Genomic DNA, 16,213 nt, shown 5'->3' on the forward strand with positions numbered 1-16,213 from the left:
GGCAATCTAAGAGGTAGGCTGAAGTTTTATTTGCCCCCAAATCATCAAGAAGGTAGTATCTGCATCACATATCACACATTCGGAGGAAAAAGATTTGCAGCATCAGAGGAAAGAGGTCCTTGAACCCCTCAAGGAATTGCTTGTAGAGCTATCCAATAAATCTCCCATACTCGGAGCTGCTCTCTTCTCGGTGGAGGGATTGCCCTTAGTCAGTCACATCCATTCAGGTGTCGAAGAAGTATCCATTGCTGCAATCGTTGGAGGCATACAGTCAGCAGGAGAAATGGCTGTAACAGAATTGAAACAGGGGGAACTAAAATCAATCATTGTAGAAGGAACACTCGGAACAACACTAGTGATTTCTATTCCTGGTGATTATCTGCTCACAGTAACTGCCCCAGACAATGCCAAATTAGGCCTCATATTCAATGATGCAAAGAAAGCGGGTCGCAAAGCCGCACGAATACTCAAGGGCATATTATAAGATGGTTGAATGCTTTGCAAGAGTACCCATTTGAGCATCATCCCTGTTGGTCGAATGAAAGAAGGCAACTCTGGGAAAGAATCCACCTTCCTGTTGCCCGCAGATGCAATCTCAAGTGCGGATTTTGTGATCACAAATTTGGAGCCAATTGTCATCAATCTAAGCCTGGTCTATCCACAAAATTATTCTCTGTAGATGAAGCACTAACTTCACTGGCTAAGGAAATACAACACAGGGAGAATCTGCAAATAGCTGCCATTTCTGGACCAGGGGAGCCACTGGCAAATCCAGAGACACTCGAGCTGTTCTCACGGGCACGGAAAAAATACGAGCAGCTGGAATTTTGTCTTAGCACAAATGGAACGCTCCTGGAAGAGAAACTTTTCAGTCTTGTCGAATTCGGAGTTCGCACGATTACCGTTTCAATGAGTGCCTACAATCCCTCCACAGCTGAGAGAATCTATGAATGGGCCAGATTTGACGGTAACAGGGTTACAGGGCTTTCAATGGCCGAGGAGATTGTGAATCGACAAATCCGCGGTATATTCGAAGCAGTCTCTGCTGGAATTCATGTCAAGGTAAATACAATCCTCATACCCAGTATCAACAAAGATGAGATGCAAGGCCTTTCCAAGGTATTGGCAGATATTGGAGTGGATATGCAGAACATAATCCCGTTGGTTCCGTTGGACAATATGTCTGATCTTCGTCCACCTAGTGAAAGCGAATTACAGGCTGCGAGAGAAGCTGGATCAAAATATCTCCCTCAGTTTCTCCATTGCAAGCAATGCAGGAGCGACGTGGTAGGCATACCAGGGAACGATACTATTCTATAGAGCCTTCAACAAGTTGCAGACATCCTGCATCCACGATTTTCTTGATGACAAACCATAGAGCACTTTCATCATAGTCAACGCTTTCATCCGCCTGAAGCTTTGAAATTACCTCATCAATAGTTTTTTTTCCATCCGTAGAAGCCATGATTTTTTCTGCAATCCCATACATTCCAGATATTTTTCGTAGTGCTATTTCTGGACAATCGGATTTTTCTAGTACATCACTACCTTCCAGACGTCGGTGAAATTCCAAGCAATCATATTTTGCAAGTGCAGAAATAAGGGCAATGACTTCTTCTTCAGAAAGTGCAATTTGATCCATGATTTCTGCCACAGTTCTTTTCCCGTTTATGTAATTTTCAAGCTGTTCCAGTTTTCTGTCCACCAAGCCAACCCTGAACGGAATGCCTTCCTTAGTAGACTTCATAACGGGAATACGCATTAAATTCGGACGATAAAAGGGAAACTCCTTCAGTATTTCAAGGGAAAATTCTCTGAATCGGCGTATGTCTCCTTCGAAATGCTCCAGTTTCTCGGCATGTTTCTCCTCAAGGTTTTCTAGGATGCGTCTGAGTTTCTTTCGGTAGGGTTCTTCATTTTCCACGGGATCAATTACCATAAGAACAAGAACATACTCACCTACTTCAATCAAGATATCGTAATTTGCCTTCCGAATAGTTCGAATTGGTGTTTTGGCGAAAATAATCACAGCTGTAACGAAACCAGCTATCAAATCAGAGTCAACAGCCATTTCTCCATAAGGAATATTGACGATAGATTCCCCTCCTTCGAGACGTATGACTGAGATGTATCGGACGTTAGAAACATCAGCTTTTTCCATACCTAATCTGCTCCTCATATCCATGACCCCGGGGGCGGATGGTGTCCAATTCAACGGATAAGGTTATCGCTTAGGAATACGACTCTTCTTTCTTTGATTGTTGAAGCCAGCTCCAAGACGTCTCTAGAACAATCTTCGCCTGCTGCCTTTGCCCATCCATTTTATGCCTTGCATGTTTAAATCAGTACCGCAGGTTGGACAAGTACCGTCTTCTGACAGGTTATTCTCTTTCAGATATACTGACCATCTTCCAACTGCTTTCTCGCCACACTCCGGACAATATGTATTTTCATGGTCATCACCAGCCAGATTTCCAGAGTAGACAAAAATCAATCCTGCATCCTCTGCGATCTTGATATGACGTCGTAGCATATCGGGAGGAGTACGTGGAATGTCGGTCATTTTGTAGGTTGGTCCGAAAGCGGTTATGTGAACCGGGGTTCGCTCGCCGAGATTCTCCACTATCCATTCCGCCATATGTTGCGTATCTTCTTCTTTGTCCCCCACTTCAGGAATGATGAGATCCGTAACTTCGATATGCACACCGTGCTTCTTGAAGTCCGAAAGGGAATCATAGATGGGTTTGACTCGAGGAACACTCATGTATTCATCATAAAATTCCTTGTTGCCGCTGCCTTTGAAATCAACAGTCACAGCGTCTAGATACGGAGCGATGTAGTCTATGGCTTCACGGGTCATGTAACCATTTGTTACGAAAGTATTGTACATATCATTGTCCTTTGCAATCTTAGCGGTATCGTGTGCAATCTCCATGAAAATGGTAGGCTCTGTGTAGGTGTAGCTTATTCCACTGCAATCTTGTTTCTTAGCGAATTCTACTATCTCTTCGGGTTTCATTTCTGTACCTACCGGCTCTTGTCTCTGCGAAGAATGATAATTGAGACAGAATTGACACCTGAAATTGCACGATGAAGTACTGATGGAGAACGTACTTGAGCCAGGGGCAAAATGAAAGAGCGGTTTCTTCTCTATTGGATCAGCTGCACGCCCGTCTATGAGACCATATACTTTTGTGTAGAGTTTTCCGTCTCGCACAGCTCTAACTCTACAGAAGCCAGTCTCACCTTCTTTGATGACGCATCTCCTAGCACACAGATCGCAGCGTACGCCATCGTCGAGCTTTGTATACAGCACCGCTTCCTTCATTGCAGCTAAGACGTAGACATCGGTTCTTATGCCTGTTATGGTGCCGCATCCTGTTTTGGAATCTAGCCATAACCCTAGCATTTCGCTGAACGCCAGACAGAATTAAAAGGAGATTTGCCATACCTTTGGATGGGTAACGCATATGGGTAAGTCCTTTGACAGAATTGGCGGCCTGCTAGAAAAAATAGCCAAGTCAAGACGCCCCGTTCTAGATGAATGTGCCGAAACGAAGTATATGGCAGTCCAGAATCCTGAGGGTGCTCAGCACACCTATATGCAACTTCTAAGAACGAATTTGCTATCCTCAGATGTTCTTGATTCAGCCAAGTCCACATGTCCGGATGAAATTGAGAAACTAGACAAGCTAGCAAAAGGAAATCGAATAAAACAGGGCCTAGTCTCAACGCTTCAATCTCTCAGATCACGATATCTTGATACTGTTCTCCGTCCCGCTGTAAAACAATATATCAATGGGAATAAGGAGTCTGAGAGAGATGTAGAGCGTCTCTATGATAGCGCTCTCTTGCTAGATGAGCTACTAGAAATCGGCCATTTTATTGAACGGGTCGCCGGAGTGTAACGTAACTGAATCAGTTATTCTTAACGGGTTCCTGCATTTTTTCTCCAAGCACTAGTTTCTGATCATCCACTATTTTTGCTATTTCCATATCCTCGAACTCCTCAGCCCATTGCCTAACAACCGCGGGTGCAACACCCAAAGAACGAGCTATTTCTCTTAGTGACATCTCGCCATGTTCCTCGACCATCAGAAAGGCTTTGGTCTTCTCTGTACGATTCATCAGGCCAAGATAGCCCTCCAGTCTCTGAGTCGTGACAGCTAGCTGGTCCTTGGTAACTTCATGGTCTTTCGATAATCGCTCAAGATTCGCTGATACCCGTTCCAGTTCGCTTCTTGTTCTTTCAAGCTCCCGCGCTTTGTCGCCAGATTCGAAAGAGCGAAGCCGAGCACGGAGATCATCAACCGTTTCAGTCTTCTCCTTCATCTGCTCTATAGTATCATTCAACTGATTGATTTTCGTATTCAATTCTTCAATCTCAAGTTTCCGTTCGACCAACTTGTTCTTATACTCGCTATTTTGAGCAGCAAGCTCTTCATTCTGTTGACGAGATTCCTCAAGTTTCCGTTCCACCACATCTTTGGAAGCCTCAAGTGACTTCACTGTTTGTCGCAAATCAGCCACTACCTCTGCTTCTGCACCAGGAGTAGCTTCCATCTTCGCAATGCGGTTTTCCAGTTTCTCTTTGGTTTCAGTAGCAGATTGAAGTCTTTCTTTCAGTGTTTCAATTTCTGCCTCTCTATTCTGTAGTTTCTCTCTTGCTACACCAATTTCCCGCTCCAGACTGTCCACACGGGACTGAAGCTGTTTCATCTCATTCTTTACTTCTTTTGGCACGGTCGCCTCAGGCTTCATCGTAAGTTCTTTTGATAAGAACTCGAGTTCAGTAGAGGCTTTTTGGACGTAATCATCAATACTCGTCTTGAGGTCACTGAATTCCTCATAGGTTGTCTTCATAGTCTTTTGTAGGCTGTCTGTTAAATCCCGAACCTTCCCCAAGATAGGAGTAGACATACCCGAGGTGAGGGTTTCCTCGACTTCGCTGAATTCCTCCTCTACAATGCTCTTCACTTCGCTTTCAACATATTCTGCCTGAAGATTTGTTTTCGCCCTTCGTTTGCTTCTTCCGACTATTGACCCACGAAGGTTCACCAAGTCACCTTTCAATCCTACAAGAAAAGATAGCACTACGGGAATCAAATCCCGTTCAATTCGGTCTATGGAATTATCAACTCGGTTAAGGTTCCGTTCGACCTTCTTCAAATTATCTCGAAATCTATCCATGCTCTTTTCAATTTCGATTCTTCTGCGAACTTGATCTGCTGAAGCAACTCTGAAGACATCTACGGATATCCGTCCTGATTCGATTAGCTCTTGTTTCATCTCCTCATCGACACCCAAATCGTCGAGCATTTCGTCAACGACATCGTCAGAGTCCCCAATTTTTCTTCTCTGATCATCAGACATTGGTGGAAGACCTCATTTCTTGAGTAGTACATGCAAGCATGGCTAGGTACTGTCCACGTGGATAACACATAAATCTATTCAGGGTTTTTGTTGTTCTATATTCAGGGGATGTGGTTTTGCGATTTCTCATTGAGATGAAAGGAAGAATCCAAAACATCGGTGAGAAAGCAATTGAAGAGGGGAGGCTTACCTGGCATCTCTACACAGACATGGAGAATCAGTTTGTTGATAGCTTTGATGTTTTTCCCCCAGCTCGTATAACGGAAGAGCTGGAAAAGAACATGATTGCCATTATGAACCTGCCCGAAATAAGTCCTGGAGAGAGCTTCAACCCGACAGTCATTCTCCGTCTCGATACTACAACTAGAGATTGGCTTATGGAGAAAAATGACGGCAATTACAATTCTCTGAAGAGATTCCAGCAAAAATACTGTAATCCTGACAGATACTGGGAAACCGAGGATCCGCTCATTTCTAGAATAGCCGAACGCATAAGGACTGCTGCACACGAACACGAGTCACTATCTCGTCTGGCGTTCGAAATTGCAAAGCAGCGAATCAAATTACGGAGGCACCTGACGGAAAGGAAAGGTGCTGCAAGGGCTCTTCGGGAGGAGGAAGGAGATTGCGATGAGTGTGCAGATATATTTGTAGCTCTTGCCCGGTCTGTGGGAGTTCCAGCTAGACGGGTAGTCGGTCACCTCTTTAAGGGGAGCTCCGAGCCTGAACCTCATGCATGGTGTGAAGTTTTCATTCAAAATAGAGGATGGATTCCAATCGATGCCTCCCTGGGTAGTTTTGGAGTTCTCAATGAGCGATACTTCTCAAGGATACGTGAGGGGCTTGTTTCTGAGAGGCCTAGCTTTAGTGTCAAGCTTAATGGTAACGGCTCTAGCAGAGTGGCAATCTCCGAACAGATTCAGATGTCGATAGTAGATATTTGAAGTATCTACACGCCCGAAATCATATTTGCTGCTAGCAGGTTCACATAAAGCTCCGCTCCAAATTTCCAACAAGAATGTGTATCAAATATGCAACACTCAATTGCAGGGAGCTTTGCTGCATCCAAAGCTTCTCGAAGGGGAACGGCAAGGCGTTGGGCCATCATTTCGCCATAGGCTGCTACCTGAGGGATTGATTTCGTGAAACGTTGAGCGGTCTTATGCAACGGACCAGGCTTATAGTCACAGACCTGGATTACTTCATCACCAAAGCGGATTAAATCGATATGGCCAGAAAGAGAATGCTTCATTGACCATACTGGTACCTCGATTGCAATTGAATTACAATCTTGTTTCAGAAACTCCTCGAGAATAGAATGATCCGCACGATACGAATGGTCACCAAGCTCTCTATGGTAATCACGGATTTGCCCTACAAGCTTACTCTTCAAATCGCGAACAAGTTGGCCATTTTTCATAAGACGCTTTCTTAATCCAACCAATCGTGCCTTGGACATCTTCTCGAAACCTAGAGAGGACGCTCGAGCAAAAAACGGACTGGTAAATGGTTCAGTCGGAATGGTGCCATCACGAACGGCCTCCAGATGTGCCCATAAAGCGGCCAAATCACCCTTTGTATTGCCCAGTTTCTGATGATTGGCAACACTCCACTGGAACTGATATGGAACGCTTGCATGAGTATACTCACGTGCCACAATCCTGTGATTGCGCTCCACGGTCCAACCTCACCTCTGGCTTCAGCGCTAATCTTTTTAATGCATCGCATTCTTATGTTTCTCGGTTACAATCAGATGACCTATGCGTTTGTCGTGTTCTACAGGTTCAAGCTGCTCAGTCCGGAGGAGTCCAAAAAGGCGAGGGAATTCTGGCTACAATTCACTGAAGAGGAATGGCCAGAGGATATTGAAATTGTTGGCGATTTCAGCTATGCATGGGGATCAGAATGGAATGGGTTCCTTATGCTTCAAACTGAAGAGGCCGAACGTTTCTTCCAGTTCTGGCCAAAATTCCGTGATAAGACCCGATGGTATGTCGACAATACTCGTACGATTATAGGCTTGAAAAGAACAGGCGAACTCATGAAGGAACAATAAGAGTTCTCAAAGCCGATTGAGTTTGAAGGCACAATAAAAAAGGTGTATACCGGGGAAGGACAGCCAGTCCAGCCCGGTGTTTACATCGCTTCGAGTGCTGATTCTTCCATCAGTTCAACTAACCAGTTCAAGTCTTCTTCGTTGATGCCTTTACCCCGTCTATACATGACGAAGCTTCCCTCAGGTGCATTGATGTAGGTTGTATACATTGTCCTGCTGGGGTAGTCGAACTTCCCTCTGAATCTGCTGATATGTGCATTGTATCGTCTCGTGTAAAGACCGATTTCTTCTTCTGTTTCGATTCCATCCCCGCTGAATTCAGCTTGCTTGAGATTACCTTTCTCAACACCGCTCAGAATCACAGAAGAGATTTCAGATGCTCGGTCGAAAAGCTTGCGTGTGCCACCGTCAAGATTCAGGGGAGACACAACAGCATCTGTCACATTCATAAAGGTCCTGAGGAATTTTCCAGCAACTCTTGAGGATCCCCTAAGCTCTATTGTACCACGGTCGACTTTGATAATGACATCAGCATTATCAACACTAACATGATCTTCGAAGACCATGTTTCCATCTTCGTCGTAGCGAGAGACAGATACCGTGAATCCAGCTGCAAACTCAGCGTTTACGGAATCGCCACTTTTGCGAGCCGATACGAACCCAGATGTGATATCTCTATCATTTTCGGGTGAATATTCATGATCTCTCAAAAGCGCAGCCAGCTTCGTTGCAGTCATATTAAGACCTGAAATCTTATACAGCTTGACTGCTAGGCCAACGCCTCGTACTTCTAATTGTTTTCCACTTGCCATGGTTGTCTCTTCCTGGTCGAAATCAGAGAACTGAGTATTACTAGCCTCTGTTTCCAGTGGAATAAGGCGTGAGAGAATATAAAGAGAGCATCAAATCAGCGCAATACGGAAAGATAAGCTGGGTATTATCCGGATATGTATCTGGGTAAGAAGAACGCGCGATTTGATGAATTTGTTGTCTCTTAGACGGTGCTATTTCGCGCGAAATAGAAAGGAGACTGGAAATCCACGAAAAATAAATCTACAAACAAGTGTTGGCCTAGTTCTTCAACATCTGGAGGATGTACAAGTGGGCCGTGGGTTCATCGCTTACGAAAGGTTCAAAGCTCGTTTCTTTCGCTTCGTTAATCTGCATGGGCAAATTCTCCAAGTCCCTACACCATAGCAGATGCCCACGTCGAGCCATTTCTCCAATTAACTGAGATTGATGTCCTTCCATAAGGCTTGTATTCTCAACAACCACAAGTTTCAGGCCTTTCTGGACACATTCCATAGTTGTCCCTGCACCACCCGTACTTACGATAACATCAGCAGCTTTGTATGCTGATTCTAATGATGAAATGAACCGAAAATACCGAAAACTGGAGGGTTCATAGCGGCCCCGCCCGATTTGGGCAATAACACAATCGTCTATTCTTCCATCCCGCACATATCTATCCATAGCAATAATCAGGGGGTCATAATGTGCAGTTCCAACGGTTACGAAAATCATAACAGCTGTCCTCCGTATACTACTCCTTCCAGTTTGTCTGCAAGTTGTGGCCATTGAACCATGAACAAATCCGTCCGGTTCAGGAGGAATCGTCCCGTTATTGAAAGATTCTCCACTCGAGACATGCTCTCAATAAAGACAGTCGGGATACCAAGCATCCGCGCCGCTAGAAAGATGGGAACAGTCATCCCCGTGCCACAGCTTATAGCAGCAACAGGTCTTAACACGAGAAAGTAGAGGAAACTCAAGAACAGAGTTACAACTGTCCGAACAGCCGAAAGAATCTTGGAATCCTGTGGTAGAAGACGCGGGGGTAGAACAGGTAAGATGGATCCGTCTATCTGAATCTTTTTGGGTGTCAAAGAATCGAGCAGGCCAATCAAGTAGACATACTGAAATCTATCTCCCAGCAGATCAACCAATGCAAAGGTCTGAGCGGTATGACCACCACGACCCAAGACAACCGCGATTCGGGACATTCGAAATCCTCACCACAAAGAACAGGCACACCAAGATAAAGCTTCTATTATTATTGGCAGTCAGCTTTCCCATATCGTTTAGTACATATATCCGGACTGCAACGCCCTAGAAGAGGTTCTGATTTGAGCATAGTAAAGGCTGCGGGGGACCACCCCCTTTACCAGCAACTGGTTGACATCGTTGGAGAAAAGAAAGTAAGCGATAATCAGGTAATCATCTCATCGTACAGCAAAGATGCCAGCCATTTGCAGGCAGAACGGCCAGGCATAGTAGTGATGCCGGGTTCAGTGGAAGAAGTACAGGACATCGTCCGACTCTGTAACAACACCAAAACACCCATCATTCCTGCTGGTGGTAGGAACGGCATCTGTGGTTCATGTTTGCCACGAGTTGAGGGGGCGGTAATGCTCGACATGGTGAATATGGATGAAGTTGTCAATCTTGATGAAGATGTGATGACTGTTACTGTCGGAGCAGGGTTACGATGGGCAGAACTTATCCATCGGCTCCATGAAAAAGGCTACAAGCTTGGTTTCAGAGGGCCATATGGAGGCAATGTCGGAACTGTTGGCGGCTCCACGAGCATCAACAGCATCGGTTACGCAGCTTCGAAATTCGGACCTTCTGACGAAGGTGTTGTTTCACTTGAGGTTGTACTCCCAAACGGCGATGTTATACACACAGGAACAGGCTGGAATAAAGATGCCAAGCTCTTCGGTCGGTATTCCTCGTACAATGATATGACCGGCATCTTTCTGGGAGACCATGGGACACTTGGTGTCAAAACCAAGGTAACTCTGAAAATCTACCCAGCAGCAGAGCACAAACTGTATGGTGATTTCGGATTTGAAAACCTGCAGAAGGCCACAGATGCATTTCTGGAGGTTCAGAAGCGCGGTCTTACAGAAGAGCTTAATCTTCTTGCCGATCGCCAATCCACGGATACATTCTTCCCAGGATTCCTTGACAGTCACCCCGAGATTCATGCTATGTTTGCCTCAGTAGTCCAGGAATCTGATGAACAGCTTGCAAAGCGGAAAATGGAGATAGTCAGAGAAATAGCGCTTAATCACGGAGGCAAAGATCTTGGAAATTTCGCCTCACAGATGCACTGGGGCGAAATGTTCAATCTGGTCCAACCGCTCTATAACAACGGTTTCTGGCTCAATACATGTCATTTGCGGCCAATTCCGACCATTCCCAAGATGATGGAACAGATGTGGAACATTTTTGAGAAATATGACCTTCTTGATAAGGGCATAAAATGGATAGCCAGTTGTCTGGGTGCCGAAAGAACCTACGCAACAGGATGGGTCACGCTATTTCCTCCAAACGAAGAGAAAATGGAGCTTGGTCTTGAGGCTTGGAATGAAATGCTCGATGTTATCATGGATACAGGAGGCTGTCCATACTGGAACGGGCTGCTGTGGGAGGATCGAGTTCTAGAGAATACAGAGAAACCTTTCATCGAAACATACTGGAAGGTAAAGAACGCCATCGACCCGAATGGCATAATGGCGCCTCATGTGTTCAGGGGGACTGACTAGAATGGAATTCGATCATCTTTCAAAATACCAAGAAGACCTTTGGTTATGTGCTCGTTGCGGAGATTGTTCTCTAGCTGATAAGACAGTTGCTTCAGACAGAGATGTCTACATGCCATGTGCTGTGAAGAATGTTCTTGGATTCGAAGCATACTCCTGTCGTGGAAGAATCATGGTTATGAACGACCTCATCGAGGGGAAAATCGAACCAAGCGAGGATTTGGTTGACTGGGCTTTTACCTGTACAACTTGCAAGAGCTGCCAAGAGACCTGCACGGCAACTGCGGATGGCATAAGACTTCCCGAAATGACAGAAGCCCTTAGGCAGGACTTGGTTGAGCAAGGATTCGATATGGAAAAGCATCACATAATCGAAGACTCCATCGTGAGCAAAGGTAACCCGTACAAAGAAGCCAGAAATGAGAGACTTGACGTTTTTGGTGATAGAGAATTTCCTGAGAAGGCAGACGTAGTCTATTTCGTCGGTTGTACCAGTGCGTACAGGGAGAAAGAGATCGCAAGAACAACCGTAGAACTTCTTGACCGCGCAGGAGTAGATTTCACCATTCTGCAAGATGAGAAATGCTGCGGTTCTGTTCTCCTAAGGCTCGGACGTATCGATGCCTTTGATGAGCTCACAACAGCCAACATCGAAGCAATCAAGGAAACAGGAGCAAGCAAAGTGATTACTTCCTGTGCTGGCTGCTACAGAACCTGGAAGGTTGACGCAGTTGAAAACGGATATGAGTATCCCTTTGAGATTCTTCACATAACCGAGTTTCTAGACCAGCTTATACAGGATGAACAGATTAGTTTTGAATCTCCGGAAGAAATCACCATAACCTATCACGATCCCTGTCATCTAGGAAGACATGCTGAGGTCTACGAAGCACCTCGTCGTGTCATCCAGGCTGTTGATAATGTGAATCTGGTTGAGATGGAAACCAATAAGCGCTATGCTCACTGCTGTGGCTCTGGAGGCGGTGTGAAAGGTAGTTTCGGGGATCTTGCTAATGATGTTGCAGGAGATAGGATTGAAGAGGCTGAACGGACTGGAGCTCAAACTTTGGTTACAGCCTGCCCATTCTGCCACCGCGGTTTGGTAGACGGAGCTGATTACAATAAGAGTGATATGGTAGTAACCGATCTGCCTACATTCCTTCTGCCATACCTGAAAGGAGAGAAAGGCAAGAAGGCTGAGGAAGAAGACCCATTGAAGAAACAATTCATGGAATACCTTCGGGAACACCCCATGATTTTCGACGGTCTCAAGAAGGATGCGGTCATAGACTACGAAATAGAAGGAGACAGGTTCCACGTTAGATTGGTGGACAAGGGCGAAATCGAGGTAAATCCAAGACGTGCTGAGAATCCAGATGTTGAGTTAATGTTCTCTGAAGATGCAGTCGAGGAGCTTTTTACAAAAGAATCTGAGGACGAATACGCGGCTCGCTTCGGAGAATTCTTCAAGGATCCGACTGATGAGAAGTGGATAAAATTCAATCTCAGAAGGAACATCGTGAAGCTTCTCATGAAGGGCTATAGGAAATTCGCCCAGAAAGCAGGGCTGATTTAAATCGATTTCAGCGGCTCATAGGCTAAAGAAAGAATATGAACCGAAACGTAAGGATACCCCATCTTTATTTGACATGCAGAATGCAATGCAAACCTAGGTGCAGAAGCTAAGCACTGATCCGAACTGACCGTTTCACCACAATACCAGCAGTAGACAGGCGAGTGTGCAGCAAATGAACACGGACATGGGTCAAAGACAGGTTGAAACAGTAGCATTGATATTATTGGCGGTCATAACCGCTTTGGCATGCCTTGTGAGATTCAGTTTCCAGTACCCAGACAGCCATTACTATATGGAAATGATTGGATTCTTTCGCGGGGAAGTATCAGCTTCCGAGCTGAATGCTCCATTTGCGTATCGTCCATTGTTGCCCTTTGTTGCTGCTATTCTACCATTTGTCCCTCAAATCACAATTTCATTTTTGAATCTCTGTTTCATAGTACTACTTAGCTGGGTCTATTTCTATATTGCAAAGGAATACGAAGTTTCAATCCCAATTGCATTTCTAACTTCAACAATCTACTCGGTATCGTGGGTTGTGATGTACTATGGAGCGGTAGTACTCGTAGATCCAGGGGCGATTCTGTGCTTGTCTCTGGCATTCCTAATGATGATCAGAAACAAAGCAAGGTGGAAAATCGGATTGGTGTTACTCATCGGTGTCTTTCTCAAAGAGATCGCATTGATTGGTATAGCTTCGTATTTGCTTTTGGAAAGGGATTTCTCTCCCGCTGTGTTGGTACCAGCACCTTTGGGATACGCTGTTATTCGCTTGGTCACACCAGTTTCAAACCCCGGCTTCTTATGGCATTTTCATCTTCGTGCTTTTACAGACCTTTTCAGCTCGACGATGAAGACCCTCCTCGTTGCTATGGTGCCATACCTAGTGGTTATAGCGATAGGATTGCTGTACCAGAGGAAGAACAATGGTCAGTCTTAAGAAAATCAACAGTATTTGATTTCAACTGCAGTACCAGCGCTGGGCTTCGTGGGTATCGGACTGTTCTTCGCTCATTTCGATGCCAGATTTGTTTGGGCGCTATATCCAGCTCTGGTTCCAACTACGGCATATGCAGTAGACTCTATGGTGAAACTACTCAAGAAACATCTGAGACCTGAATAGCCCAAGTGATTGTTAAAGAAGCACCACTACCCAGTTGCAAGAGAGAAATGACTGATTCCACCGTATAGTCAATGTGAGAAAACAGAAGCTCATCATATCAAGAGGAAACCATAAAACATGAATCCTGGCCTCTATAGTACAACACGATTCGTTCCGATGTGTCCAGCAGTGTTTGATATTACATCTAGAAACTACGAATGGGTAGCGTCGAATTGTCGCAGGGGATTGTGAAGCCGGTATGACTTCGGAATACATTCTAGTAACGAAATACTACAACGAACGGAAACTGCTTCCACAACTCATAGAAAATATTGCAAATCAAACTCTAGAACCGTATTGCATTGTTTTGATAGATGATGGTTCTACAGATGACAGTACGGAAGTAGGAGTTAAAACAGCTAGAAAAGAAGACCTTGAGGTGAAAGTTGTCTCTATGCCCCAGAAGGATAGAGGGAACTTGGATACTCTTGGGGTTGCATGGAACAAGGCACAACCACTTCTGAAGAAATTGGCAAGAAAAGTCGATTATGTCGGGACAGCTGATGTTGACACCCACTTTCCCCACGAGTATTTTGAGAAAGGCATCGAGTTTCTAGACTCTCATCCCTTGGTAGGTGTTGTGTCGGGCCAAATTGCAGGGAAGGAAAAGCGACATTTTCCGATGTTCACAGGAAAGATTGTTCGTTCCCAAGTCATACAGTCCATCGAAAAGTATTGGGATATATCTGTAGATTCGTTCATCAACATCAAAGCCATCAAAATGGGTTTTGATGTAGAGATTATGGATGATTTAGAGGTTGAGTCTAAACCGTCTCATCTTGTCAGCTCAGAAGGTAGGTTCAGAGCCGGACGCATTGCTTACTACGCGGGTGTGCGCCCGAGATATGCAATCGTCAAGGCTCTGACAAAGCGAGACTCGGATTTCCTCCGAGGATACTGGCAGGAATATCACCGAGGGACATGGAGATGTCAAGATGAGGATATCCGTGAGTACTATGACAAAGAGCTATATCGAAAGATCATGTCAGCTCTCAACAAGTTTCTGGGGTTGAATCTAAATAAAAGGGGAGTATCTCCCAAAGAAAGCTCACGAATCGTAACTAATAGCCTCAAGGAGGGCGGATAGTGACCGCAAAAATCATCGCGATTACTGAATATTACAATGAACGTGACAATATCGAGTCACTAGTAGTAAATATGGCAAGTCAGAGTATGGTTCCTGATTTATGGTTGTTAATAGATGACGGTAGTACAGATGATTCCACAGACCTGTTTCTGGACATGCTCAGTGAATATCCAATTCCCTATCAACTAGTGAAAATGCCACCAAAAGAATCCCCAGATGCAAATAGGAAAGGAGTCGCCTTCCAACATGTCGATATGCTTAATCCCGCAAAAGATGATGAAATAGGATTTGACTATCTGCTCAAAGTCGATGCCGATACCAAAATGCCTGAGCGGTATATCGAGTTTTGCGTTAGACTGTTGGAACGACTTCCAGAGGTGGGGGTGATGGCAGGGAGAATCAGAGGGGAAGAAGGAAGTGAAACTCCCATGGGAACCGGGAAATTCGTGAGGAGAGAAGTTGCTAGAAGAACAGCAGGTCAGTACTGGGATCTGGATCCTGATTCATTATGGAATCTGAAAGCCCTAAGCGCTGGATACGAGCTTCTTGTGCTAGAGGACGTCCTTGTAGAAGTAACCAGACCCACCAGAATGGTTTCTTCCTTGGGGCAGTTCAACTATGGCCGAAGAACGTACTATCTAGGATGGGGGCTGCCCGAAGCACTGATCTACGCGATTGTACTGTTCTTGAAGGATTACTACCCGTTAGCGTTCCTGAAAGGCTATATCGAAGAATGGACGAGGGGAAATTGGCATTGCCATAATTCAGTGGTTATTCATTTCTATAGCATGAGAAGAATGCTTATGAGGAAGGCCGGATTGATTCGCTCAAGAGATACAGGTGTTTGTGTTTCGGCAGATGTGAATCTTTCTAATCCTTCATGCATTGAGTCTTCGAAGCTTGACAGAATTGCTAGTAGAATAAGACGGAAACTAGAAGAAGAAGAGTGAACCAATTTTCGAATTGTATTTGAAGAAGGTGTTTTAAGTCCACTAGACACACTCTCAGAAGAAGGTCACGGAAATGCAAGTGGATAGACATGCACTTGAAATCGTCTTCCGGACTCTTGGGGAACGATTTCAAGAACACCCATTTGAATCGTCGCTCTATCCAAGAGGAATGCCAAACTATCCATTCGATGTAAGATGGAATGGTATTGCTGAAGAAAAAGAACCCAATTTCCAAGAAATTAACAGAATCTTTTCAGCGGCCATTCACGACTCCGTTGATGACTACGCCTCAGATAGCATCGGAGTGATGCTTTCAGGAGGTATCGACTCAGCCCTTCTTCTATATCTACTTAGAAGAGAATATCCGAATGCGGACATAACTGCCTATCATACTCATTGGGGGGAATCATTCGAAGAGGGAATCGAACTTGGAGGAGCTAAACGATCTGCCCGATTCGCCG

General features: G+C 45.0%; 18 protein-coding genes. 11 read left to right on the forward strand and 7 right to left on the reverse strand.

The annotated features are described in order from the left end of the window. Positions 1-28: 28 nt before the first annotated feature. Together GF309_16675 and GF309_16680 are read left to right on the forward strand one after the other, a co-directional pair. Positions 29-484 carry a hypothetical protein gene (locus GF309_16675; GenBank protein MBD3160417.1) on the forward strand — a complete coding sequence of 152 codons (456 nt, stop codon included), beginning with the start codon at positions 29-31 and terminating at the stop codon, positions 482-484. Next, the gene (locus tag GF309_16680; protein MBD3160418.1) at positions 478-1,320 is read left to right on the forward strand and encodes a radical SAM protein; all 843 of its coding nucleotides are present in this window, start codon (positions 478-480) and stop codon (positions 1,318-1,320) included. The genes GF309_16675 and GF309_16680 overlap by 7 nt, the downstream gene beginning before the upstream one ends. Here the strand turns inward: GF309_16680 and GF309_16685 are convergent. Together GF309_16685 and amrS are read right to left on the reverse strand one after the other, a co-directional pair. Continuing rightward, entirely contained in the window at positions 1,310-2,161 is an 852-nt protein-coding gene (locus GF309_16685) for a hypothetical protein (protein MBD3160419.1), read from the reverse strand. The two genes, GF309_16680 and GF309_16685, sit on opposite strands and share 11 nt — an antisense overlap. Positions 2,162-2,284: 123 nt before the next feature. Then, on the reverse strand, positions 2,285-3,328 hold the full coding sequence (gene amrS, locus GF309_16690) for an AmmeMemoRadiSam system radical SAM enzyme (protein MBD3160420.1): 1,044 nt from the start codon (positions 3,326-3,328) through the stop codon (positions 2,285-2,287). A 142-nt stretch (positions 3,329-3,470) separates the two neighbouring features. On the opposite strand from amrS, the gene GF309_16695 reads away from it, so the two are divergent. Then, positions 3,471-3,908: a hypothetical protein gene (locus GF309_16695; GenBank protein MBD3160421.1), complete on the forward strand. Its 438-nt coding sequence runs from the start codon at positions 3,471-3,473 to the stop codon at positions 3,906-3,908. Positions 3,909-3,918: 10 nt separating this feature from the next. Here the strand turns inward: GF309_16695 and GF309_16700 are convergent, their stop codons facing one another. Continuing rightward, on the reverse strand, positions 3,919-5,373 hold the full coding sequence (locus GF309_16700) for a hypothetical protein (GenBank protein ID MBD3160422.1): 1,455 nt from the start codon (positions 5,371-5,373) through the stop codon (positions 3,919-3,921). A gap of 116 nt (positions 5,374-5,489) precedes the next feature. On the opposite strand from GF309_16700, the gene GF309_16705 reads away from it, so the two are divergent. Further along, entirely contained in the window at positions 5,490-6,317 is an 828-nt protein-coding gene (locus tag GF309_16705) for a hypothetical protein (protein ID MBD3160423.1), read from the forward strand. A gap of 5 nt (positions 6,318-6,322) precedes the next feature. Here the strand turns inward: GF309_16705 and GF309_16710 are convergent, their stop codons facing one another. Then, complete coding sequence (locus tag GF309_16710) at positions 6,323-7,051, reverse strand: hypothetical protein (GenBank protein MBD3160424.1); 729 nt, start codon at positions 7,049-7,051, stop codon at positions 6,323-6,325. A 75-nt stretch (positions 7,052-7,126) separates the two neighbouring features. On the opposite strand from GF309_16710, the gene GF309_16715 reads away from it, so the two are divergent. Beyond that, positions 7,127-7,429, forward strand: coding sequence for a hypothetical protein (locus GF309_16715; GenBank protein ID MBD3160425.1), 303 nt, complete (start codon positions 7,127-7,129; stop codon positions 7,427-7,429). Between the two features lie 80 nt (positions 7,430-7,509). Here the strand turns inward: GF309_16715 and GF309_16720 are convergent, their stop codons facing one another. From GF309_16720 to GF309_16730, 3 genes are all read right to left on the reverse strand, one after another. Beyond that, positions 7,510-8,241 carry a hypothetical protein gene (locus tag GF309_16720; GenBank protein ID MBD3160426.1) on the reverse strand — a complete coding sequence of 244 codons (732 nt, stop codon included), beginning with the start codon at positions 8,239-8,241 and terminating at the stop codon, positions 7,510-7,512. A gap of 259 nt (positions 8,242-8,500) precedes the next feature. Next, positions 8,501-9,007, reverse strand: a complete 507-nt coding sequence (locus GF309_16725) for a hypothetical protein (protein ID MBD3160427.1) — start codon at positions 9,005-9,007, stop codon at positions 8,501-8,503. Continuing rightward, positions 8,950-9,432 carry a hypothetical protein gene (locus GF309_16730; protein MBD3160428.1) on the reverse strand — a complete coding sequence of 161 codons (483 nt, stop codon included), beginning with the start codon at positions 9,430-9,432 and terminating at the stop codon, positions 8,950-8,952. Before GF309_16730 ends, GF309_16725 begins: the two co-directional genes overlap by 58 nt. 123 nt (positions 9,433-9,555) lie before the next feature. On the opposite strand from GF309_16730, the gene GF309_16735 reads away from it, so the two are divergent. The 6 genes from GF309_16735 to GF309_16760 form a co-directional block, all read left to right on the forward strand. Beyond that, positions 9,556-10,980 (forward strand): FAD-binding protein, encoded by a 1,425-nt coding sequence (locus tag GF309_16735; GenBank protein ID MBD3160429.1) that lies wholly within the window; start codon positions 9,556-9,558, stop codon positions 10,978-10,980. Continuing rightward, on the forward strand, positions 10,958-12,553 hold the full coding sequence (locus GF309_16740) for a hypothetical protein (protein MBD3160430.1): 1,596 nt from the start codon (positions 10,958-10,960) through the stop codon (positions 12,551-12,553). The genes GF309_16735 and GF309_16740 overlap by 23 nt, the downstream gene beginning before the upstream one ends. Positions 12,554-12,725: 172 nt before the next feature. Next, positions 12,726-13,493, forward strand: a complete 768-nt coding sequence (locus GF309_16745; GenBank protein ID MBD3160431.1) for a hypothetical protein — start codon at positions 12,726-12,728, stop codon at positions 13,491-13,493. 421 nt (positions 13,494-13,914) lie between these two features. After that, positions 13,915-14,802 (forward strand): glycosyltransferase, encoded by an 888-nt coding sequence (locus GF309_16750; protein ID MBD3160432.1) that lies wholly within the window; start codon positions 13,915-13,917, stop codon positions 14,800-14,802. Continuing rightward, positions 14,802-15,752, forward strand: a complete 951-nt coding sequence (locus GF309_16755; GenBank protein MBD3160433.1) for a hypothetical protein — start codon at positions 14,802-14,804, stop codon at positions 15,750-15,752. Before GF309_16750 ends, GF309_16755 begins: the two co-directional genes overlap by 1 nt. A gap of 73 nt (positions 15,753-15,825) precedes the next feature. Then, on the forward strand, positions 15,826-16,213 hold a 388-nt coding region (locus GF309_16760; protein MBD3160434.1), incomplete at its 3' end, for a hypothetical protein.

It is taken from the genome of Candidatus Lokiarchaeota archaeon, assembly GCA_014730275.1.
In the GTDB taxonomy this organism is placed as follows: domain Archaea; phylum Asgardarchaeota; class Thorarchaeia; order Thorarchaeales; family Thorarchaeaceae; genus WJIL01.